15 protein-coding genes, 1 tRNA gene and 2 pseudogenes are annotated in these 23201 nt (G+C 35.0%); 6 read left to right on the top strand and 12 right to left on the bottom strand.

Annotated elements, in window-relative coordinates; translation table 11 throughout:
- Positions 1 to 62 precede the first annotated feature (62 nt).
- The 4 genes from IRZ78_RS20405 (at position 63) to IRZ78_RS20385 (ending at position 3367) form a co-directional block, all read left to right on the top strand.
- On the top strand, positions 63 to 314 hold the full coding sequence (locus tag IRZ78_RS20405) for a hypothetical protein (protein WP_194618279.1): 252 nt from the start codon (positions 63 to 65) through the stop codon (positions 312 to 314).
- Between the two features lie 536 nt (positions 315 to 850).
- The gene (locus IRZ78_RS20400) at positions 851 to 1291 is read left to right on the top strand and encodes a KTSC domain-containing protein (protein ID WP_194618278.1); all 441 of its coding nucleotides are present in this window, start codon (positions 851 to 853) and stop codon (positions 1289 to 1291) included.
- 259 nt (positions 1292 to 1550) lie between these two features.
- A complete protein-coding gene (locus tag IRZ78_RS20395; protein ID WP_194618277.1) occupies positions 1551 to 2312 on the top strand; it encodes a DUF4369 domain-containing protein in 762 nt (253 codons plus the stop codon).
- 974 nt (positions 2313 to 3286) lie between these two features.
- A tRNA-Tyr gene (locus tag IRZ78_RS20385) sits at positions 3287 to 3367 on the top strand.
- A 235-nt stretch (positions 3368 to 3602) separates the two neighbouring features.
- On the opposite strand, the pseudogene IRZ78_RS20380 reads toward IRZ78_RS20385, so the two are convergent.
- Positions 3603 to 3921, bottom strand: a pseudogene (locus IRZ78_RS20380) (IS6 family transposase); the annotation flags it as partial.
- 234 nt (positions 3922 to 4155) lie between these two features.
- Between IRZ78_RS20380 and IRZ78_RS20375 the strand changes: the two are divergent.
- Together IRZ78_RS20375 and IRZ78_RS20370 are read left to right on the top strand one after the other, a co-directional pair.
- On the top strand, positions 4156 to 4401 hold the full coding sequence (locus tag IRZ78_RS20375) for a CopG family transcriptional regulator (protein ID WP_194618276.1): 246 nt from the start codon (positions 4156 to 4158) through the stop codon (positions 4399 to 4401).
- Complete coding sequence (locus IRZ78_RS20370) at positions 4394 to 4672, top strand: type II toxin-antitoxin system RelE/ParE family toxin (protein WP_194618275.1); 279 nt, start codon at positions 4394 to 4396, stop codon at positions 4670 to 4672. The genes IRZ78_RS20375 and IRZ78_RS20370 overlap by 8 nt, the downstream gene beginning before the upstream one ends.
- A 363-nt stretch (positions 4673 to 5035) precedes the next feature.
- Here the strand turns inward: IRZ78_RS20370 and IRZ78_RS20365 are convergent, their stop codons facing one another.
- The 11 genes and pseudogenes from IRZ78_RS20365 to IRZ78_RS20315 form a co-directional block, all read right to left on the bottom strand.
- Positions 5036 to 6064, bottom strand: a complete 1029-nt coding sequence (locus IRZ78_RS20365) for a substrate-binding domain-containing protein (RefSeq protein ID WP_194618274.1) — start codon at positions 6062 to 6064, stop codon at positions 5036 to 5038.
- 120 nt (positions 6065 to 6184) lie between these two features.
- Complete coding sequence (locus tag IRZ78_RS20360; RefSeq protein WP_194618273.1) at positions 6185 to 7162, bottom strand: M20/M25/M40 family metallo-hydrolase; 978 nt, start codon at positions 7160 to 7162, stop codon at positions 6185 to 6187.
- 27 nt (positions 7163 to 7189) lie between these two features.
- Positions 7190 to 7522: an L-rhamnose mutarotase gene (locus IRZ78_RS20355; RefSeq protein ID WP_194618272.1), complete on the bottom strand. Its 333-nt coding sequence runs from the start codon at positions 7520 to 7522 to the stop codon at positions 7190 to 7192.
- A 52-nt stretch (positions 7523 to 7574) separates the two neighbouring features.
- Positions 7575 to 8627 carry a sialidase family protein gene (locus IRZ78_RS20350; protein WP_194618271.1) on the bottom strand — a complete coding sequence of 351 codons (1053 nt, stop codon included), beginning with the start codon at positions 8625 to 8627 and terminating at the stop codon, positions 7575 to 7577.
- Between the two features lie 270 nt (positions 8628 to 8897).
- A pseudogene (locus IRZ78_RS20345) lies at positions 8898 to 9080 on the bottom strand (glucose/galactose MFS transporter); the annotation flags it as partial.
- Between the two features lie 206 nt (positions 9081 to 9286).
- Complete coding sequence (locus IRZ78_RS20340) at positions 9287 to 10873, bottom strand: SusD/RagB family nutrient-binding outer membrane lipoprotein (protein WP_194618270.1); 1587 nt, start codon at positions 10871 to 10873, stop codon at positions 9287 to 9289.
- A gap of 17 nt (positions 10874 to 10890) precedes the next feature.
- Positions 10891 to 13989: a SusC/RagA family TonB-linked outer membrane protein gene (locus IRZ78_RS20335; protein ID WP_194618269.1), complete on the bottom strand. Its 3099-nt coding sequence runs from the start codon at positions 13987 to 13989 to the stop codon at positions 10891 to 10893.
- 261 nt (positions 13990 to 14250) lie between these two features.
- The gene (locus IRZ78_RS20330) at positions 14251 to 16911 is read right to left on the bottom strand and encodes a glycoside hydrolase family 3 protein (RefSeq protein ID WP_194618268.1); all 2661 of its coding nucleotides are present in this window, start codon (positions 16909 to 16911) and stop codon (positions 14251 to 14253) included.
- 15 nt (positions 16912 to 16926) lie between these two features.
- Positions 16927 to 19119, bottom strand: coding sequence for a GH92 family glycosyl hydrolase (locus IRZ78_RS20325; protein WP_228520546.1), 2193 nt, complete (start codon positions 19117 to 19119; stop codon positions 16927 to 16929).
- Between the two features lie 56 nt (positions 19120 to 19175).
- Positions 19176 to 20660 carry an alpha-L-fucosidase gene (locus IRZ78_RS20320; RefSeq protein WP_194618266.1) on the bottom strand — a complete coding sequence of 495 codons (1485 nt, stop codon included), beginning with the start codon at positions 20658 to 20660 and terminating at the stop codon, positions 19176 to 19178.
- Positions 20661 to 20874: 214 nt separating this feature from the next.
- Positions 20875 to 23196: a glycoside hydrolase family 20 protein gene (locus IRZ78_RS20315; protein ID WP_194618265.1), complete on the bottom strand. Its 2322-nt coding sequence runs from the start codon at positions 23194 to 23196 to the stop codon at positions 20875 to 20877.
- Positions 23197 to 23201: the final 5 nt, after the last annotated feature.

Raw genomic sequence — 23201 nt, 5'->3', positions numbered from 1 at the left:
ACTCCCTAAAACAAACATAAATTGATTAACTTTGTACCTTTAATTTTAAAATAAAAAAAGTCATGTCTAAAGATTCACAAGAAAAAATGTTGCAAAAAGGAGTTTATACAGGCATCATGGAGAAAGATGAAAACAACAATTATTTTTGTGGTGAATATCTTTTAGATTATAAAATCGCTCATGCTAATCATACTTTAGGGGAATTGATTACTATAAAATCTGTTATCGAAAATCCAAGCGACATTAGTTATGATAAATACCCAAAGAAATCTAAAAACTTTCATAAGGCAAATCAGAAACCTGATGATAAGTAAAAATTTGTTTCAGCAAGTTTTGAAATGAGAATTTCACCGCAGAGAACACAAAGATTTCAATTATTATTACCCTAAGAAAGCACAAAGTTCACAAAGTTGGTTAAATACAACGCTTTGTGAACTTTGTATTTTTTTTATAAAATTCCTAAAAAAAAACTGTGCGTTTTCTGTGCTAAAAATAAACCTCTTTCAAATTTTTGAAGACCAAATATCTCACAAAAACTATTGAGCCCCAAATAGAAGTAGAAAACCTTGTGTACTGGGAGGGCATAACAAAAGGCTAGGTCACTTTACTTTTATTTTAATTGGAGTTCAGTGAACTTCTTTTAGAACGCATAGGGGGAAATAATTCTTTATTATTTTTATACAAACAAAAAACCTTCATCCAGCTATTCACAATCAATCTTTTAGATATTTTTCGAATATTTTTTCCTTGAAAACTAAAAAGTTAAAAAAAAGTGTACCTTTGCAAAAAATTTGTCTTTTTGAACAATTAATTTCAATTTCAAACTAATAGACAAGTAGTTACCTTATTTATGAAAAAAATAGTTGAATACCGCAAGTTACTAAACGTAGACAAAACTGCAGAGTTAAAAGATTTAAAAACAATCTATCGTAATGCGATGAAAGAAGCTCATCCTGATAAATTTCAAGGTGATGAAGCAGGTTTGAAAGAAGCAGAAGAAAAAAGTAAGGCTATCATTGAGGCTTATCACTTTTTGGTGAGTATTAATCCTGAGACGATTAAAGCAAATTTACCGGAATACACAGAGACTATCGCAACTTCATCAATTACTGATTATAAATTTGTTGATGGTCGTTTAATCATCGATTTTTCTAACGGAAGTGTTTACGAATACATTAGTGTTCCTAAAGCAACTTATGTAAAAATGGTAAATGCTGATTCTCCTGGAAGATTCGCAAAAAGACACATTCTGAACTCTTTTACCTGGAGAAAGAAAACAAATCAAGAATAGATTTATACTTAAATATTTACAAAAGCACTCCCTTATCAGAGTGCTTTTTTTATGCTTAAAAATTAAAAAATTATCTATTTAGATTCATAATAATAATATAATTAAGAGTTTTGAGTCAAATCAGACCAACAAACACGCTGATTATATGAGAATTACGCTAAAAAAAACTATAACAAAATTTTAGGTTACAAAATTCTTTAAGTTTTATATTTTTAGATACTTTTGTTGCACAAATCAATTAACTAATTAATTTTTTATAATGAAAAAAATACTTTTTTTACTAACCGCTTCTGTAGCTATTATTTCATGCAGTAAAGTTAAAGACGGAGAATACCTAATTACAGGAACTGCAACAGGTATTGAAAACGGAAAAACAATCATTCTTCAAGGTCAGGACCCAACTACTAAAATGGCAGTGGCTCTTGATACAGTAAAAGTTGAAAACGGAAAATTCGAAATAAAAGGAAAAGTAACTGAACCAGCTTTTCATACTTTAATTCTTCAAGGTGCTAATGGGCCAATCCCTTTTATATTAGAAACAGGAGAAATTACTATTGCAATTGATAAAGATAGTATTCATAAATCTAAAATTTCTGGAACTTATAACAATGACGAGTACGTGAAATTTAATGAGGATTTAACTAAAACTCAAAAAAGTTTAATTGATTTTCAGAAAAAGAATACTCAAAAAATGCAACAAGCTCAACAAGCTCAGGATACAGCAACTATCAACGGTTTGATGAAACAATACATGACTTTACAAACTGAAGTTCAGGCTAACTCTAAAAAGAAATATTTAGCTTACGCTGAAAGCCACCCTAAAGCTTACATCTCTGCTTTGATTATTCAAAGTATGGTGTCTGACCCAAGTGCTGATATTAAAAAGACAGAAAGCTTATTTAATGCTTTGGATGAGTCTTTGAAAAACAGTACTACTGGAAAAGAAATTAAAACAAAACTAGGTCAAGCGCAATTACCTGCAGTTGGTGCATCAGCAGCTCCTGTTGGTAGCCCTAACTGAAGAGCAGATTTTTCAGCTCCTAATCCGGAAGGAAAAGTTGTTTCGCTTAAAGAAAGTTTAGGCAAAGTAACAATTGTAGATTTCTGGGCTTCGTGGTGTGGACCATGTAGAAAAGAAAACCCTAATGTTGTAGCGATTTATAAAGAGCTACACTCAAAAGGATTAAATATTATTGGTGTATCATTAGATAAGGAAAAAAGCAAGTGGACAGAAGCTATCGCAAAAGATGGTTTAACCTGGACTCATGTTTCTAACCTTAAGTTTTGGGAAGAGCCAATTGCTAAACAATACGGAGTAGAATCTATTCCTGCAACTTTTATTCTTGATGCATCAGGAAAAGTAGTTGCTCAAGACTTAAGAGGTCCTGAATTGAGAGCAAAAATATTAGAGCTTTTAGCTAAATAATACCGATTTCAGAATAAAACAAAAAATCTCCTAAAAAACTTAGGAGATTTTTTTTTGTTTTGATCTATCCCAAAATTGAAAATAACCCAGAATTAAATGTAACTCTAGTTTTGCAGACAAAAATACGTTATGCTCAAAACTAAAGAATACTGACTATAAAAATTTGGTATTATTTAAAAAATCTGTTAGCGGGCTTAAAAAGCCTTATCAAGAGCTGCTGATATTTAAAGTTGCTACGTTATTTTCTGAAAAAGCAATTGTGAGCCAGAGTAAAGAAAATATGTTCTTTAATTTTTATTCTTGATTTATCAGGAAAATTAGCTGTTCAAGACATAAGTCTCCCAGAATTAAAAGTAAAAACACACAATTACAACTTAAGAATAATCTTATATTCAAGAATAAGTTAAAAAAAAATGCTAATTAGATATTTTTTATTTTATTCAATTCCAACGAATTAAAAAATAACTTTAAAATAACTTAAAATTAAGTTCATTTTTTGTTTGTAAACATGAAAAACGTTCCTATATTTGCAACCGCTTAGAACAACAAAGCGCACTAACGCTGAGATCGGGGAGATACTCAAGCGGCCAACGAGGGCAGACTGTAAATCTGCTGTGAAAACTTCGCAGGTTCGAATCCTGCTCTCCCCACTAAAAGTCCTAATGAAAATTAGGACTTTTTTTATGCTCAAATTTCAAGCTTGAAATGGATCAAAGGGGGATCAACACGAAAACCTGAGGAGCAGTAAAAATTACGCATAAATATTAGTTAGCCTAAAAAGGAAGTATTCTATATTTCTAACACCTCTGAATTTGGTTCTGTCGCATCTATCAAAATCAAATATAAGAATTTAGGTGATTTAAAAGGATCAACACGAATTCTCTGTCTTTTTCTAGTCAAAAGAAAGTCCCGTATTACCTAATTTATCCACTGCCCTGTATAAATAACACCAAATACCTTTTACTTTTATATAAGTTTCATCCAATCTCCAGCTTGCCCCCACTTTGACCTTTCTCTTCTTCATCTCTGATTCAATGAAAGGCGTAAATTTATAAACCCAACGTTGGATCGTGGCATGATCCACAAGCACTCCTCTAATTTTCATTATTTCCTCAACGTCACGATAGCTAAGGGTAAATCTTAATTTAAAATACACTGCCTGCAGGATTACATATTTTGGATAACAATGACCTTTAGCATTCATTTTTTATGAGTTTTGAAAAACCAAAGATAAAACTTAGTCATAGATGCGACAGAACCGTTAAGATTGCCTATAGAAATGAATCATTATAAATTTTGACATGAAATGGGACTGGAGTTAATACCTTTTTTGCACGTAAAAGCTAAGGCGGTTTTTGTATTCAAGTTTTTTTAACCGAATCTTTTCCTATTTTCAAAATTTTGGTGTAAATTTACACCAAAAATAATTTTTATTATTATGACACGACAAAGTATATCATTAACTGCTCCTAATGAAGAATGGTTAAAAAATCAGGTTAATACAGAAGAGTTTAGCAGTAAAAGCGAAGCCATTAACTTTTTAATAAAAAAAGCACGTTCGCAAGAAGAGTTTTATGACTTTGTAAGAGCTAAATTAGATAAGGGAGAAAAAAGCGGCTTTGTAAAAAAACAAACTAAAGAAGAAATGTTAGCGGAGTTTAAAAAGGATTTGGGAGATGTATAGCTATTATTTAAGTAGCGAAGCCAAAGAAGATTTAAAAAGAATTTATTATTACGGTGTCGGTAAGTTCGGAATGGATCAGGCCGATCACTATTTCAATATGTTTTACGATTGTTTTGACAAAATAGAGCAAAATCCATTTTTATTTCCATCTGCCGACCACATCAAAAAAGGATATCGTTATTGTGTTTGCGGTGTCGATACTATTTACTACCGAATAAATGGAGATGAGCGAATAGAGATTATTACCATTATTGGGAGGCAAGACTTTTAGATCTGGTGTTGTTACCTTTTTACAACAAAAAGCTAAGGAATTTTCAAAATACTTTCCATCTGAGAAGCATCTAAATTTAAATTTATCAATAATAAAAAATATTGATATCTTTAAAATCAAATTATCCAGAATAATATCACTGAATATCAATTAGTTAATTATCAAAAAAAAGCAACAATTAAAGTTCGGGTGCAGAATCGGTGCATTTAGGTTTAAGGCATCATAAAAACGTAGCATAGATGCGGGTTTGAGCGGTAAAGTTCGAATCCTGCTCTCCCCACTAAAAAAGTCCTAATGAAAATTAGGGCTTTTTTTATACTCAAATTTCAAACTTGAAATTTCAGATTCAAAAAACACTATACTCTATTTCATCAAAGATGATTCACGAATAATAAGCTTCGTTTTTAGAATAATTTTTTGCGTTCTCTCTTTTACATCTTTCACATCTTTCTTCTGTAAAAGCGGCAAGAGTAATTCCATTATTTTAGTTCCCATCTCCATTGTGGGTTGGGCAACACAACTAATTGATATGGGGTAAATTTTAAACATATCATTGTCATCGAAGGCCACAATTCCCAGATCATTGAGCAAAGTAGAATTTTGTTCTTTAAAGAACTGTAATCCGCTTTTAGTGAGATAATTTGTAGCAAAAAAAAGAGCATCTAAATCAACATGATTATTCACAAACTCTTTGATGTAATCATTTACTTTGAAAATTTGATTGTAGGGAATTTGCAAAATATTTGATTTCAGACCATGTTCTGAAATTGCTTTCTCATAACCAGACAAACGATCGTTCATTTGTGTTTGGCTAGAAGCTGTAGTAACAAATCCAATATTCTTAAATTTATTATTTATTAAGTGTAATGTCGCATCATAAGAAGCTCTTGCATTGTCCACAACAACACTATTACAATCCAGATCTTCAAAAAACCGATCTAATAAAACAACAGGAATATTATCTTTTACTAAAGAATCAATAGTATCCCTTATTCCAGGTGATGGAACAATAATAAAACCATCAACCTGGCGAAAATTAAACAATTCGATCAATTCTTTTGATTTTTTATCGTCATTTTCATTGCTGCAAAAAATAACTTTGTATCCTTTTTCATAAGCCAGATCCTCAAAAATTCTTGCTACTTTAGAAAAAAAACTATTTGAGATATCCTCAACCATAAAAACCAAAATTTTTGATTTTCCAGTTCTAAGACTTTGTGCAATTTGATTAGGTTTATAATTAATCAATTTTGCATAGTCTAATACCTTTTGCGTTAAGGCTTCCGAGATGTGTTTTTCTTTTGCTTTTCCGTTTAAAACAAAAGAAACTGTTGTCACAGAAATCTTGAGTTGATCTGCAATATTCCGAATAGAAATAGGTTTCTTTTTCATATTAAAATTATTTTTTTATAGCGAAAGTCTAAGAATTTGTTTGAATATTTTATGGCATTTGTATTTGAAAGAATAGCATCTGATTGCTCCTTACAATCATGCCTTTTCGAGAATTCACTATTACTGCTCAATAAAAGACAAGGTTTGCAAATCATTGGCAATTGCCATCAAAGCATTACAAATATACCTGGCAACCAAAGCTCCTCCATCACTATTAATTAAATCAATATCATCTTCTGGCGTATGATATTGCGGATGTCCGCCAGTATGAAATCCTACAGCAGAGATTGAAGCTTTATAAAATGACAGATGATCTGACCCTCCAACATCTCCACTATGAATTACCGGATTCAGTCCGCTGTTTTCTCCCAGTTTTCTCATCAGTTCCACTCCATCTGGAAAAGTACCCGCACCTCCCATATAGATTTGCTTTTCAGAATTTAATCTTCCCACCATATCCATATTCAGCATGACTTTTACAGCTTCTTTATTAACCGGTAAATGATCGACAAAATATTTAGAGCCTAACAATCCTTCTTCTTCACCACTAAAGGAAATAAAAAGGATACTTCTTTTGGGTTTTACAGACAATTTGGATATTTCTTCTGCGATACAAAGCAAGGCCGAAACTCCCGAGGCATTATCATCTGCTCCGTTATGAATGGCAAGGACCTCCTTTTTTTTACTTCCCGATCCTTTTCCTCCCCAACCCCAATGGTCGTAATGAGCCCCAATGACTATAAATTCGTTTTTTAAATTGGGGTCTGACCCCTCGATATATCCTACTACATTTTGGGTCGTAACACTATCTGATGCTATTTTATTGATCCCTTGCTTTACAAAGAGTCTAAAAGGCTGATAGTACTTTTTATTGAATGCTTTCAGAGCGTATTTTTTAAAATACTTTCTAATGTAAGCTGCTGCTGCATTATTTCCTTTTGTACCGGGAAAACGTCCTTGCATTTTATCAGATGAAAGATATTTGTCGTGCTTGTAAAATGTTTTGGTATTAATACCTACTTGAGCTTTAATTGTAGCGGTAAAAATTAGTGAAATAATACAGAATATGACAAGTTTTGAATTTTGAAAAAGTTTCATTTTAATTAACCTATGATTATTTTTTTATTATGTAAGCTCAAAAACTTTATGCATCAGCATCCATTTTTCTCCTGGTTGTGCTCCAGGCAAGGCTTTTTGAAATTTCCACATTAGTGTTTCCCATTGCTGAACTTTTGCATTTAAAGCGTCTGATTTTGACTTTTGTTCAAAAGAAAAATCAGAATTTGCCTCTATGATCATAAAGAGGCGATCTGCGATATTGTAGATTTCCAAAGTTATAATTCCTGAATCTTTAATGCTTTCTTTGATTTCAGGCCAAATATTCTGGTGAAGTTTTATATATTCATTGATTAAATCAGGATCATTTTTCAGATCTAAAGTAAGGCAGTGTCTTTGCATAATTTTCTTTTGTGTCATTGAATTTTCTTATATATTATAAATCATCTCAAACTTAGTTTCTCATTTCAAATGCGACATGTTTAATAAATTTTCTGTTATAAGTATACACCAAATGAATTTTCTGATCTGAGGTTTGAATAATCGCCGGATAACTGAATTCGCCCTCTTTTTGATTTTCCAAATCAAATAACTTTTTCCAGTTTAGACCATCTCTGGAATATTCTACGTCTAAAACATTTCTACCGTTGAACCAGTCTTTTCCCATCTTTAAAGGATTATTAACCAATAAAAATAATTTATTTGATAATCTTACCCCATCAATTCCTGAATTAGAATTAATAACATTGATGCTATGGGTTCTCTGCCAGGTCTTGCCGTTATCTTCTGACCAGGTCGAAATTAACTTATTGTGTTTGCTTCTGGACAATATCTGAATCTCATTAGTAGAATGGATCAAAAAAGTGGGCTGAATAATATCAAATTCTTTTTTATTATCAATTGCTATTTTCTCCCAGGTATTTGTCCCTTCGGTATATTTTTCTATATGCACTCTCCATTTATTATCATCAATACTCTCGGTACTACTTCCACATAAAATAATTCCCGGACTGGTTTCGATTGGTTTGTTTCTAATAGGTCCCAAGATTCCATCGGGAAGATATTTTGGAGTACTCCACGTATTGCCGTTATCTTTTGAGACTATCATAGCACCAAACCATTCTCTTGGATTTTTACCTACTTTATAAAATAAATACAAATTCTGGCTTTTGCTTTTAAACAATACCGGATTCCAACATGGCAATGTATCTTTTTCCCTTATTAAAGGCAGCACAAGATTCTCAGGAACTGACCATTTTTTTTGCTTATAGACCGAAAAATAAATCCCTACATCTCTAGCTCCTTCATGTCTTCCTCCAAACCAAGCTGCCATAAGTTTCCCCGGTTCAAGTTCAACCAGTGTTGCAGCATGACTATTGGCAGTAAGAGGCTGATCTGTAATAAAATTTTGAGTAATGTGAATTGCTTTGGAATTCTGCTTTAGGGAAGCGCAGGAAAAACAGGCAAGCACTAATAAAAGTAATGAATAATTAAATTTTGAATTCATTGTAAATTATAAAAATTAATTTGCTGGTTCTAACGATTTTAAACACATAAAACATAGATCTTTTTTAACTAAAAAAATAGGCATTTCCCTTATTTAAAATACGCATAGAAAACCATACGACAGAAATGTATTTTTTGGCTTCTTTTTTATCTATAATTTTATCTGTATGTGTTTAAAAAAACTTTAATACACCACATTGAACATTAAAAACCAATAAACAGAATCTCAAGATGTTATTCTTTCCTTAAACCTGCCTTATGTCCAATAATGGGAGGCCGAGGCTATCAAAAGCGACTGGGCAGATGTTAGCTCATTTATGGTTTTCATAAAGGGAATCAAAGCTCCGTTGATCCAGGTTACAAATCCAAAGACAAAAAATAGACTCGCTATGATTAAAATTGGAATTATTGTATTTTTCTTTTCAGAAGAAGAGGAAATTGTACTGCTAACCATGCTGTTTATATTTGATGATCGGGTAATTATCACGAAGTTTTTTTAAAATTCTTTACACAAAAACCTCTCTTGCCTTCTCTAATTAAAAGGTTGTTTTTTGTTTCATTATTGCTATTTTAATAAGGGTAATTATTGTATAAAACAAAAGGAGAGCTACCTCTCCTTTTGTCAATTTCTAAGTAAGGAAACTCTTTATCTTTACTTATTTATTTTGTATCCCACCAAAGTTTGGTTCCTCCACTATCAGGTCCTTTTAGTTTTACGATTCCATCTGTAACGGCATCTTTATTAGAAGAATATTCGTTTGTTACATAAATAATTCTTTTCATTAAACTTTTACCTACTCCGGCATCATTATTATCTGTATTAAGAACTGGATAGATCACCTTTGCATCACTACGACGTAAATCTGCCCAAGATTCCCAGGATTCAGGAAAGATAGCTAAGTATTTTTGAACTGCAATTTGCGTACGCTGACTAGCAGCTGCCCCTGACCACGCAACAGGTAATTTTACAGGAATATCTTGTAAATCTAAAGTTGGATATACAGTTAAGATGTTGGGTAAAGTTGGTAAAGTATTTCCAGCAATGTAAGCGTTTATTGCATTAGCATCCGTAATTCCCCATTGCAGTAACGAAGCCCTAATACCTGCCTCGTATAAATCTTTCGCAGTTCCGCCCATGTTCCATCCGTTTAAAGCACCTTCTGCTCTGCTGAAATAGTTTTCAGAAGCCATAAATACTTCGATATTTTTAGATTCACTAAGGTTTCCTGCAGCACCATTGCCCATAACATCATTGTTAAAAGCAGAGAATTTAGTAGTTCCAAACTGATCTTCTAACCCTCCAACAGGCTGACCACGGTACACTCCTGTATCAATTTTGGCAAACCATTTGGCTAACCTTGGATCGTTATATCCTACTAAAATACTTTCCATTGAAGCGGTCATAGTGTAACCCCAGCTGTTTACAATCATATTTAAGTTATTTGGAGTAATGTTACTTGCTTTAAAGAAAGCTCCTTGCTCATTAGTCTGCATAACACCCGCAGCAACGGCAGCCTCTGCTTGTGTTTTTGCTTTAGCAGGTTCGATATCAGAAATTCTTAATGCTAAACGCAATCTCAAACTGTTTCCAAATACCCTCCAATTGGCAACATTACCTGCGTATAAACGATCATTTGGCTGAAACGCAGCCACTGTTGTTACCGCAGAACTTCCTAAAGTAGCACTTGCTTCATCCAATAATTTAAAAAAGTCTGTGTAGATAAATTCTACACTGTCGTAAGGTACTTTTTCTTTACCATTACCTGCTTCACTATACGGAATTGGTCCGTAAGCATCTACCATTTGATTGTACATGAAAACTTTCCATATTTTAAGAATTGCCAAAGCCTCAGCATTTCCTTGAGATGCCTTAATAGCATTGTTTAAAGCCGGAACAGCAACGGTGTAAAATCTTGTCCATCCACGTCCTTCGTATCCATTTACAAACGCATTTCTCTCAGTACCGTATCCACAATTCAAATATTGGATAAAAGTTGATGACAAAATACCTGTTGCAATACCCCAGGTTCCCTGGTCGTCAACTCCTGGTGATGAGTAAGATCCGTTATGGATACCTGCGTAAAGTGCTGATGCAAATGATGGTCCGGCCAGTGTCGCATCTAACTGATCTTCAGTAAGCGAATTAGGATCTTTGTTTATTTCATCAAAATCGCTTGTACAGCTTGACAAAATAGAAACTGCCATTAATGCAACTCCTAATGTTTTTATTTTAAAACTATATTTCATGATGTTTCTTTTTTTAATTAAAATCCGAATTTAACATTAACTCCATAATCTCTCGTTGAAGGAATGTTGAAAGATTCTATACCTTGCAGGTTTCCTGTACCGGCACCTGCCTCAGGATCAAAATATTTCGCTTTATTGACAAAGAAAAATAAATTTCTTCCTACCAAAGAGAAATCAATACTTGTAAAACCTGAGTTATTAAGTACGCGTTTTGGTAAAGAATAACCAAAAACAAGTTCTCTTAATCTGATGTTTGTTGCATCATAAACAAAAGGCTCGGCGATAGGTGTTCTTTGTCCGATCGCTGTCCAATATTGTTCTGCAGTAATACTTTTTGTATTTTGCTCAAAACCAGCTGGAGTATCAACAAAAGCATCAAGCACAATTCCTCCGTTTCTGCCTGCAAGAGTAATATCGCTTACTCCTAAACCAGCTTGTCTTGCCTGAGTGTATGAAATAACTTCTCCTCCAATTCTAAAATCAACCAAGAAACTTAAAGAGAAATCTTTGTATTTAAAGTTGTTTTTTAAACCTGCTGTCCAGTCTGGGTTAAAGTTACCTGCACGAACATCAAATCCATTTGTTGCTAAAGGCAAACCCGCAGAATTAACAAGGATTTTCATTTCTCCTGTATTCAAATCAAGCCCCCTTTGAAAACCTTTAATGTATAAATCACCGTATTCTCCTCCTACCACAACTTTACTTCTAACCAAACGCCCTTCTCCAAGCACTAGTTCGTCTCTGCCCTCCATGATTGATTTTACTTTTGATTTATATTCAGCATAATTAGCTGTAATATCCCAAGAGAAGTTTTCTGTTTGAATAGGAGTTGCTGTAAGGGTAAGCTCAATACCTTTATTTTGGATATCACCACCATTTACAATTGCTCTTGAATATGAAGAAGACTCTGGAGTATTGATATAGAAAATTTGGTTATCTGTTAAGGTATTAAAGTATGTGAAATCTAACCCTAAACGATTATTAAAGAATCTAAGGTCTAAACCTAATTCTGTAGAAGAAGAGATTTCTGGTTTTAAGTTTGGATTAGATTTAGTACTTTGTCCGTATAACATACCGCCATTTCCACCAATATAGGAGAATCTTTGCTGTGTTTGATAAGGATCTGTATCATTTCCAACCTGCGCATAAGAAGCTCTTACTTTTGCAAAACTAATAGTCTCCGGTAAAGTCACCATATCGGAAATTACAGCAGACAAACCTACAGATGGATAAAAATAATCTTCAGGTAATGTAGAAGACCAGTCATTTCTTGCCGTTAAGTCTAAGAACAAATAGTTTCTAAAACCAAGTTGACCAAATCCGTAAAGTGAATTGATTCTTTTCTCTGAAGCTGTAGATGTAGATTGAACAGTCTGTACGTTGGCTAATGCAAAAAAGTTTCTTTTGCTTAAAACCCCTCCTGAATTCAATGCAGAACTGCTTTGTTGCAATCCACTGGCTCCACCATTAAGGCTCAGAGAAAAATCTCCAAACTTCTCATTGTAAGAAAGCAAGGCGTCTGTATTAAGCTCACTTACTGTTTCATAAGATTCACTATAGGACCCCAAGTTGTTATTAAATGCTACAGTTGCATATCTGTTTCTAACATTCTTGTTTGTCATTTGATCCAAACCAGCTCTAACTTGTAAACTTAAGGTTTTTGTAAATTCATATTTAAGAGACGCTAAACCAATAAATCTGTTTCTCTTATCCTTACGTGCGTCATCTCTTAAAGCAGACCAAAATGGGTTTCCTCCAGGAGATCCGGTTTCGTCAATAAAATAATTCAATTGTCTTTGTCCGGCAGCATCAAAATATTCAAAGTTTTTGTAATCGTTATAAGCGATACTACGAGGCAATAAATAAGCTGACGTACCAATAGATTCTTCTCCTGTTCTCAATAAGTTATCAATATCCTGAATAATGTAATTTGTTTTTACATCCAAGGATAATTTATCTGAGATTTTACTGGTCAACCTTAAATTAAGATTGTGTCTGTCTAATTTGTTTCCCCCAACAATACCTTCAGCTTTTGTATTTGTATAAGAGAAATAACCTTGTGCTTTTTCATTTCCTGCAGTTACAGTCATTGTGTTTGCTAAGTTGTAACCTGTTTTATAAAAATCAATAACGTTATTTGGCTGCGCAGAATAACTTTGTGTAGCTGGTCCTGCATAGTTTGGGTTACGAACTAACTGCCAGTTTGAAACCTGACTTCCGTCTAATTTACCTCCCCAGCTTGCGCTTGAAGTAGGATTGTATACACCATTTGTTCCCTGACCGTACTCATTTTGTAAATTCATCAGGTTATAAGCAGATGAAGCCATAAAATTAGATGATAATGAAACGGATGTCTTACCTGCCTTACCTGATTTTGTCGTAATTACGATAACACCATTACTGGCTCTTGATCCGTAAAGCGCCGCAGCAGAAGGTCCTTTAAGCACCGTCATCGAGGCAATATCTTCCGGGTTGATGTTCGAGATACCATCTGGCTGTGTTGTTCCTCCTGTATCAATATCAGGATTTGTAGTTGTTGTACCATTACTAATTGGTACACCATCTACAACATAAAGAGGCTGATTGTTTCCATTAAGAGATCTGTTACCCCTTAAAGTAATTCTCGATGAACTTCCCACACCATTTGATGTTGTAGAGTAGTTAAGACCGGCAACTTTACCTGAAAGTGAGTTGGCAACGTTTAGCGATCTTGCTTCTGAAAGCTCATCTACTGAAATATTCTGAGCAGAATACGTAATAGCTTTCTTTTCTCTTTTAATACCAAGAGCAGTAACTACTACCTCTCCTAATTGTTGTGTTGCTGCACCTAATGCAACATTCAGAGTGGTTTGCGTTCCTACGACAACTTCTTTAGGAGCATTGCCAACGTAAGTGAAAACCAAAACTGCAGATTGGTTGGGAACTGAAATACTGTACTTTCCATCAAAATCTGATGATGCACTTGTTTTTGTTCCTTTAACAACAACATTTGCCCCCGGGATTGGAATTCCGCTTGACGCATCGGTTATTGTTCCTTTTACTGTTGTTTGTGCCTGCAGATCCTGAAATCCGAATAAGCATATTACAAACAGTAATTTTAGTACGTTCTTAATCATGTTTAGTTGTTTTTGAGTTAATAACATGTTAAACTTATGAATAGATTTTGTTAACAAAATATAATTTCGACAAATGACAATTTTGAAAAGGTGTTGGGGAGACTTTGCTGTTTTAAAAGAAAAAAACGCCTTTAATTGTAATCTTAATCTTCTTTATTCACAAAAGTCAATTTCGAATTAATCTAAGCGTTTTATCCTTTTATCAAAACTATTCTTTCCTTATTATCTTAAACCTTAAACATATTGATCATTTTACATAAATTAATTAGAAACTTTAAAATCTAACTTTAGTACATCAACTGAATTTCCTCCTACCATAACCTGAAAATCTCCAGGCTCTACAACCCTTCTCATTTCTCGATTCCAGAGCGATAAATCATCCGCTGTAAGTGTAAATTCAACATTTTTTGTTTCCCCTTTTTTGATATTTAATCTCTTAAAACCTTTTAATGTTTTTTCCGGAGTTGTGACACTGCTGTACATATCACGTATGTATAATTGTACAACCTCATCTCCGTCAAAATTTCCTGTATTTTTAACATCAACTGTCACTTTCAATTCACCGTCTGTTTTAATTGAGGCCGCGCTGATTTTAAGATTTGAATATTCAAAATTCGTATAACTTAATCCGTAACCAAATCTGTATAAAGGATGTTCGCTCTCTGCAACGTATCTGTGAATCGCAGATGGCTTTTGGTTGTAATATATAGGTAACTGTCCAACAGATTTAGGAACCGTAACTGGCAATCTTCCACCAGGATTATAATTTCCAAATAAAACATCGCCTACCGCCTTTCCTCCCGCTTCACCGGGAAACCATGCCTCTAGAAGTGCAGGAATATTCTCGCTGATCCAGTTTGTCGACAGCGGACGACCGTTTAGCAATACACAAACTACCGGAGTTCCTGTTTTCTGGATGGCTTCGATCAATTCCTGCTGCATTCCGTGTAAGTCTAAAGAAGCTACATCTCTGTTTTCTTCTACCAATTCGTTTGATTCTCCCAAAACCACGATCGCAACATCTGCTTTTTTAGCAATATCCACAGCAGGTTGAAAGTTTACTTTTTCCAGATTCCAACGCAAGTGGGCTCTGGCCCCCCAACCCCCTTCCCACATTTCAATGCGGACTTTGTATTTTTTTCCGGCTTCGATATTCTTTGGAGTCGTAACCATACTTGTAGCTCCTTTTGTCCAGTTGTCAATAACTAGCTGATCGTCAATCCACATTCTGATTCCGTCATCAGAACTTAAGCCCAACCAGCCATCAAATGATTTTTCTGACTGAATATACCCCGTCCAGCGAATGGAGAAATCATCATCTGTAACTCCATCACCGGGAGACCAGGGCCAATCGAATTCTAACTGACTGTCAATACGTGTCAATGCTGGAGTTCCCTCTACACTTCTGTTATTGAAATATTCTCCTTTTAATCCGTTTTGAGATCCATCAGGGGTAAATAAAAATTTCGAGGGAATAATTTGTCCCTTTACAATTAGCGGAACACCTTCTTCATAAAGTACATTGGTCTTGGCCCCCACTACTTGTTTAATACCTTCAAGAACAGTAGTTCCTACTTTATTTTTTACCGCATATCCTCCAAGTCTCGAAGCATCAGCATTTGGACCAATAACAGCAAGCGTTTTTATATCCTTATTTAAAGGCAAAATATTGTTTTCATTTTTTAATAAAACGATCGATTTGTGTCCTGCTTCTAAAGCAACGGCCTGATTTTGCTTTGAATGGAAACGTTCTTTAATGAGATTTTTATCCGTGTATGGATTTTCGAATAATCCCAATAAAAATTTCAGCCTTAAAACTCCTCCGGCGGCACGATCAATTTGCTCCATTGTTAGTTTCTTTTCGTTTACCAGTTCAATGATGCTGGATTGCCAAAATTCATTTGTAAAATCATAAAATTGCATGTCAACACCAGCCGAAACTGCTTCTCTGATGCATTCTTTTGGAGAACTTGCTACATAATGAGTTACTTGCAAATACTTAATAGCACCTAAATCAGACACTACAATTCCTTTAAAACCCCATTCTTTTCTCAAAACATCGGTCAATAACCAATGATTTGCCGCACAAGGAATGCCATCTAATTCAGAATATGCACACATGGTGCCTAACGCTCCTGCTTTTCTGAATGCTTTTTCGAATGATGGCAAAAAATCCTGGCGTGCTGCACGTTCTCCAATTAATACCGGTGAAGAATTTGCTCCGCCTTCGGGAATTCCGTGAACTGCAAAGTGCTTTGGCTCTGCGATAATAGAACGATCTGATTTTAAATCATCACCCTGCATTCCTTTAATCATTGCCGTTCCCATCTCGCCAACTAAATACACATCTTCACCAAAAGTCTCGGCAATTCGTCCCCAACGTGGTTCACGACCAATGTCAAGATTTGGCCCCAAACCAAAATGCACTCCATGGGCACGTGCTTCGCTACCAATTACGCCCCCAACTCTTCCCATCAAATTGGTGTCCCATGTTGCCCCTAAACCAATATTCATTGGCAAAGCAGTACTTCCCTCATCGAGATAACCATGAAGCATCTCGCACATAATAAGGGCAGGAATTCCCCATTTGTTCTTTTTAATGACCTCTCTCTGTAAATCATTGATCATTTTAGCCGAACGTGGATAAATATCGTGAATGGCCCCAATACCCAGATTTCCAATTTTCAAATCTGATTTTGACTTGGAAAAATCTTCTTTCTCTTTGAAAAATTCTCCCTTGTACATGTCCATCTGGCGTACTTTTTCCTCCAGGCTCATTCGGCTTAACAAATCTGAAAGCCTTTCTTCCACTGGTAATTTAGGATCCTGATACGGATATTTTTTTTGCGCGTAACCCTGGTTATAAAAACCAACAGCCATTAGGAAAATAATGGCTGTTTTTTTCATTCTTAATTCTAACATAGTAGTGTTGTTTTTTTAGTTTTGAATCACTTTGATCATTGTTCCATTCACAAAATCATCGTGTGAGATAAAAAAGCTATTAATTGGTTTTCCGTTTAACTCAATGGAATTGATTTTTCCATCATTATTGATTTGTCTTTCAATTACAATGCTTTCTTTTTTATAATATGCCGGATCCAATTTGATCGTTATTCTATGAAACATTGGAGCGGTAATGGTATAAATTGGATCTCCGGGCGATATTGGATAAATTCCCATCATTGAATAAACCAGCCAGGCTGACATGGTTCCGGTATCGTCGTTTCCCGGTAAGCCATTTGGTTTGTTCTGGAAATATTCTCCAACGAGTTTTTTAACCATTTGCTGACTCTTCCATTCTTCGCCTTTTACATAATTGAATAAATAGGGATAAGCAATATCTGGCTCGTTTGCCATATCAAATTGTTTGAGATCAAAGACTTTTTGCAATTGATCCGAGAACGCTTTATCACCACCCATTAATTTTTTAAGTCCCACAATATCATGCGCCATCATAAAAGCATATTGCCACGCATTTCCCTCGATAAAACCAACATTTTCCTGAAAATTAGCGCCTGCTTCGGGATCAAAAGGTTCATACCATTTTCCGTTAGCCAGTCTTGGACGAAGTAATTTTAAATCTTTGTCATATAATTTTCGGTAGGATAATGAACGTTTTGTAAAACGTTTATAATCATCTTTTTCACCTAAAGCTTTTGCTAAGAGTGAAATTGCATAATCTGAAGAGTTGTATTCCTGCGTCGTAGAGACAGGACCACGATAATTAGTTGATACATATCCTTTTTCGATATATTCTTTAAGACCGGGACGCAACGGATTATTCTCAATTTGATCTGCACCTTTTAGCATCGCATGGTATGCTTTGTAAATATCAAAATCCTGAATTCCCTTTAAGCAGGCGTCCACTATTACAATACTTGCCGGATCTCCCACCATGGTAAAAGTCTCTGTTGAATTCAACTCCCATTTGGGCAGCCAGCCATTTTCATCATACATTTCCAACATACTTTTTATCATATCAGATTGTTGCTTAGGATATAACAAAGAGGTTAAGGGATGCATGTTGCGATATGTATCCCATAAAGAAAACACCGTATAACGGGTACCTTCAGTTTTAGCAATCCTGGTTCTTTTTATTACAGGATATTCTCCGTTGAGATCATTTAAAGTATTTGGGTGAATTAAAGTGTGATACAAAGCGGTGTAAAATATCGTTTTATCATCCTTTGAACCGCCTTCGACCAAAATTTTAGAAAGCTCTTCGTTCCATTGGTTATACGTTTCTTTGTAGACGGTCTCAAAAGATTTATTTCCGGTTTCTTTTTCTAAATTCTCGCGGGCATTTGCAATACTTACGTACGAAATTCCAATTTTGACCTCAACGGTTTGTTCTTTGTCAAACTGATACGAAAGATAAGTTCCTATACTATCCCCCACAACAGTTTTAATGGTATTGTCCATCATTCTGGTTTTGCCGTTATAAGTCATCCATTGCGCTTCGACACCTTCATATTTTGTGGGCTTTTTCCAAACTCCAAATTTATTGGCAGGTTTCGAAAACTTGGCTACAAAATAAACCGGATAAGCATCTTCGGGACTATTATAACAAAAAGAGCCTACCGAACGCATTCCTTCAATTTCAGATGAAGAAACTACTCTTACCATTGCGCCTTCTTCATTGGTTAAGCCTAAGCCAAGATTCAGTAAAATATTAGATGGCCCTTTAGGGAAAGTAAATTTGCTGACGCCCACTCTTGTGGAAGCTGTAAATTCGGCTTTGATATTATACTTATCGAGTTTTACGCTGTAATAAGCCGCTTTTGCAACTTCATCGCAATAAGTCGATCCGTATTTTAGATGATTGGTTTCTACCTTTCCTGTTGTTGGCATTAATAATAAAACGCCCAAATCCGGGCAACCCACCCCACTAATATTGACCTGACTGAATCCGCTTAGAAAAGTATTCTCCTTTACATAAGGATTCGACAACCACTGACTGTCTTTTTCTAATTTATTCTGAGATCCCGCTACATTAAACGGACTAATACTAGCCATACCTCTTGGTGCAATTGGTCCGGGAAAAGTCGCCCCGTAATTTGAAGTGCCAATAAAGGGATTCACAAAATCTACGGGTTCTTGCGCAAAACTAGTTATGCTAAAAAACAGCATGTAAAAAAAACATGCTGTTTGTATGGTTATCCTTTTATTTAAAAACATAATAATTTCTATCTGTTAATAGCTTCAATTTTTAAAGTCCACGCTTCTTTGGCCGGTAAATTGTTTTGTAAACTTTCCGGAATTACAACTTTAAATCCTTCTGCTTCTTTGGTCCATTTCAATGAAGTTTTAGAACCTAACATGGTAATTTTTGTTCCTTTTTTAGGATTGATAGATTTCACGAGCACTTCAGCAGGAATTTTAGTTTCTCCTTCTTTAGCCAAGTAAAACAGAAATACATTTCCGGCTTTATTTTGGGTCATACAAATATTATCCTCCTTAAAAGGTTCAATTGGTTTTGTATTGTAAATAGCTGTACTGTTTACTTTCATCCAGTCTCCGTAGGCTCTCAATAAATCATAAGCACCTTGTTGCCAATCGCCTTCAGGACTTGGCGCTACATTCAATAATAAATTTCCACCCTTAGCCACAATATCAATAAGCATATGGATTCCTTCTCTGCCTGTCATGTATTTAGCATCAGGAGTATACGACCATCCACCGCCCGAAGTAATGCAAGATTCCCAAGGGTAAGGCAATGTTTTTGAAGGAACGCGCCCTTCAGGAGTTAGATAATTCTGATTTTTTCCGTGAACAGCTCTGTCCACTACGATTAATCCGGGTTGTTTTTGGCGCGCTTTTACAACCAATTCGTCCATTTTAGGATCCTGATCAACTACTCTGTGTTTGATAAAACCATTTTTTGATTCGTTTTCAGCAAACTTCTCTTCATAGTTTTCTTTTAAGTTTTGTTGGTCTCTTTTTCTAACCCATCCCCCATCAAGCCAGAGAATATCTATTTTTCCATAATCTGTTAATAATTCTAAAATTTGATTGTGGGTGAAGTCAACGTACTTCTGCCATTTCTCCGGATAAAGAGCCGGATCATAATTTACGTTTCTGTCGAAAGGAGGAAAATATGGATCCCAGTAATTCTCGTTATGCCAGTCGGGTTTAGAGAAATAGGCTCCGGTTGAAATGTTTTCTGCTCTAAAAGCATTAAAAACTTCTTTGGCAATATTCGCTTTTGGATTCGTACTAAAAGCACATTCTTTGTCTGTAACCTTATAATCTGAATATTTGGTATCGTACATATTAAATCCGTCATGGTGTTTTGTGGTAAAAACCATGTATTTCATTCCGGCATATTTAGCCGCTTTTGCCCATTTTGCAGGATCAAACTTTACAGGATTGAACTTCTTTTTCAATCCTTCGTATTCTTTTACATATTGGTTATAATTACCAGGATTACTTCCTTTTTTACGTTCACACCATCCATAATCTTCCGGACATATCGACCAGGATTCTACAATTCCCCACTGGCTGTACGTTCCCCAGTGCATGAGCAGTCCAAACTTTTTTCCTTGCCATTCATCCAGGTTTTTTAATACCAATGGATCTGTTTCCGGTACATAACGCTCATCCTCATAAATGGCCTGCGAAAACATTTGAACCGAAAATAAAATTGCGATTATCAATATTCCTCTTTTCATCCTTAATCTGTTTTTATGGTTTTGTTTTTTGTTTTTGATTATATTTTTTTTTTAGCACACACAAGCATCCTTTTCATGGCTTTTAAAAAGCATTTCATTTGCATTAATGCACAAACGATGTATTAGAAACTAGTTTCTTTTTTGTACTCTTTTTATTGAGGTCAAAATATAAATCTATGCCTTATGTATTTACTTAATTGTGCCCCATTGATTTTTAATTCACTAAAATCTCATCTACAAATAACCACGAAGACTCTCCCTTAGGACTTTTCTTCAAATTAGATGCAATTACTTTTACAAATCTGGCATCGCGTTTTTCAAAATTGATTTTAAAATCTTTTAGCTCTGAATTTACATTGGGAGCATACGCACGTAATACTTTGCCAACCTCATTATATTGTATACCGTCCTTTGATACTAAAACTTTTACTTGTGTTGGAAAATTAATTCCCGCACCCTGACTCTCCAAAGTGCCAATAATGACTTCATGAATACTTTGCTGTTTTTGAAAATCAAGCACAATTTCCATATCATTTACTAACCAGGCCTGCCATTGTCCGTCGTGAAAATTTTTACTTCCCCTAATGGTATTTACCATTCCAAAAGGACCATCACCTTTATAATTTTCATTAAAAGGGGTTAAATACACCACTTTACTTCCTACTGCTTTATGAAACAAGATGGTATCTGTGAATGTTTTTCCTATCGGTTTATCATTTTGAAATAAGGAAGCTTTTAAGATAGTTGTCGAGGAAAACTCAATTGGCGTTGTATATTTTATAGCATTGTGATCTATATTTTTATCACCCAAAACGTAACGGATATCAGGATTTGGGAATTCGTTTTTCAAGGTTACATTAATTTGTCTTTGGGCCATATTAGCCCTTGAAGAAGCCGTTACCAAATAAGCGCTTTTCGCATAGTTGATGCCCAAATAATCATAACGTTCTAATAAATAGGGCAATCTTGTGGTAAAATCATTCCAATTGCATTTTTCTTTCGGACTCCATAATACCTCAGCCAAAGCAGCAAGTCTTGGAAAAATCATATATTCTGATGCTTTTGGGCTGGCTAAATGTTCGGCCCATAAATTCGCCTGTCCCCCTAAAACATGTTTGGCCTGTTCGGGTGTCATTGTAGGTACAACAGGATCAAATTTGTACACTTCACTTAGTGGATTATAAGCATCAAAAGCCAGAGGCTCTTCGTTTTGCGGACCTTGATAAAAATTAAAATAACAAGGAGATTCCGGTGTCATAATCACATCATGTCCCTGGGCAGCAGCATCCGTTCCTCCTTTTGTTCCTCTCCAGCTCATAACTGTAGCCTCAGGAGCCAGACCGCCTTCGAGAATTTCATCCCAGCCTATTATTTTTTTTCCTTTAGAATTAATGTATTTCTCTATTCTCTTTACAAAGTAACTTTGTAATTCGTGGGTATTTTTCAAACCATTATCTTTCATCCTTTTTTGACAGTGCGGACATTTTTCCCAATTGGTTTTGGTTGCCTCATCACCACCAATATGAATGTATTTTGAAGGAAAAACAGCAATCACCTCATCGATTACATTTTTCAAAAACTCAAAGGTAGTTTCTTTTCCGGCACAATAAATATCGGTAATGGGCCATAATCCGCCTGAGGGAACTCCTATTTGCTGATCAAAACAAGCCAGTTCAGGATAAGAGGCAATGGCAGAACTCACATGGGCAGGCATTTCGATTTCGGGAATAATTTCGATGTTTTTGCTTGCGGCGTATTTTACTATTTCTTTTAATTCTTCCTGTGTCAAAAATCCGCCGTAAGTGCCTTTTTGATCCGGATTTGTGGTTAGTCTGGCATTCCAGGCGACATTTTCCTGATCGACTCTCCAGGCGCCCACCTGGGTTAGTTTTGGGTATTTTTTAATCTCCATTCTCCAGCCCTGATCATCTACCAAATGCAAATGCAGGACATTCATTTTAAGCATTGCCAAGCGATCTATAGTTGCCAACACATAATTCTTGTCAAAAAAGTGACGCGATAAATCCAGCATTAAACCTCTCCATTGAAAACGGGGCTGGTCTGTAATTACCAAATTGGGAATCTGCCAGTTTACAGTTGTAATCACAAAATTACTTTCGATAGCGCTCGGTAATAATTGTCTGAGGCTTTCTAATCCGTAAATAAATCCCGCATTACCTTTTGCAGTAATTGTAATACTTGAAGGCTGTACTTCTAATTTATAAGCTTCTTTAGCAAGACTTTGATCTACCTTGAACTGAATAAAATTACTTTGTGGCAATGTGGCTGAAACTTCAGGACGCCATCCTGCTGACTTTTCAAATTTATCTGCTAAAGTTTTAGAGAGTTCTTTTTGAAAATCAGTAACAGCAAAAAATTTAGTGTTTTTAGAAAACTCAAATATTCCCGGCTGAATCAACAATTGTGATGGTTGGGGAATAATCTCAATGTCCTTCTCTGTATATATTTTTTGACTATATCCAGGACTTAAAACAGTTAGAGAAAATACGATAAGGAATGGTTTTAAAATCCTCATAATGA

Source organism: Flavobacterium sp. CSZ (genome assembly GCF_015350725.1).
Lineage (GTDB): Bacteria > Bacteroidota > Bacteroidia > Flavobacteriales > Flavobacteriaceae > Flavobacterium.
Note: the sequence above shows the minus strand (reverse complement) of the source record. Positions and strands in the feature narration are given on the sequence as shown.

What these genes read in the sequence shown, in the direction of transcription:
- IRZ78_RS20375 (WP_194618276.1), top strand. Translation starts at nt 4,156, where the DNA reads ATGACACGACAAAGTATATCATTAACTGCTCCTAATGAAGAATGGTTA.
- IRZ78_RS20350 (WP_194618271.1), bottom strand. Translation starts at nt 8,627, where the DNA reads ATGAATTCAAAATTTAATTATTCATTACTTTTATTAGTGCTTGCCTGT.
- IRZ78_RS20325 (WP_228520546.1), bottom strand. Translation starts at nt 19,119, where the DNA reads ATGCTGTTTTTTAGCATAACTAGTTTTGCGCAAGAACCCGTAGATTTT.
- IRZ78_RS20355 (WP_194618272.1), bottom strand. Translation starts at nt 7,522, where the DNA reads ATGCAAAGACACTGCCTTACTTTAGATCTGAAAAATGATCCTGATTTA.
- IRZ78_RS20365 (WP_194618274.1), bottom strand. Translation starts at nt 6,064, where the DNA reads ATGAAAAAGAAACCTATTTCTATTCGGAATATTGCAGATCAACTCAAG.
- IRZ78_RS20370 (WP_194618275.1), top strand. Translation starts at nt 4,394, where the DNA reads ATGTATAGCTATTATTTAAGTAGCGAAGCCAAAGAAGATTTAAAAAGA.
- IRZ78_RS20330 (WP_194618268.1), bottom strand. Translation starts at nt 16,911, where the DNA reads ATGTTAGAATTAAGAATGAAAAAAACAGCCATTATTTTCCTAATGGCT.
- IRZ78_RS20320 (WP_194618266.1), bottom strand. Translation starts at nt 20,660, where the DNA reads ATGAAAAGAGGAATATTGATAATCGCAATTTTATTTTCGGTTCAAATG.
- IRZ78_RS20400 (WP_194618278.1), top strand. Translation starts at nt 851, where the DNA reads ATGAAAAAAATAGTTGAATACCGCAAGTTACTAAACGTAGACAAAACT.
- IRZ78_RS20405 (WP_194618279.1), top strand. Translation starts at nt 63, where the DNA reads ATGTCTAAAGATTCACAAGAAAAAATGTTGCAAAAAGGAGTTTATACA.
- IRZ78_RS20340 (WP_194618270.1), bottom strand. Translation starts at nt 10,873, where the DNA reads ATGAAATATAGTTTTAAAATAAAAACATTAGGAGTTGCATTAATGGCA.
- IRZ78_RS20335 (WP_194618269.1), bottom strand. Translation starts at nt 13,989, where the DNA reads ATGATTAAGAACGTACTAAAATTACTGTTTGTAATATGCTTATTCGGA.
- IRZ78_RS20395 (WP_194618277.1), top strand. Translation starts at nt 1,551, where the DNA reads ATGAAAAAAATACTTTTTTTACTAACCGCTTCTGTAGCTATTATTTCA.
- IRZ78_RS20315 (WP_194618265.1), bottom strand. Translation starts at nt 23,196, where the DNA reads ATGAGGATTTTAAAACCATTCCTTATCGTATTTTCTCTAACTGTTTTA.
- IRZ78_RS20360 (WP_194618273.1), bottom strand. Translation starts at nt 7,162, where the DNA reads ATGAAACTTTTTCAAAATTCAAAACTTGTCATATTCTGTATTATTTCA.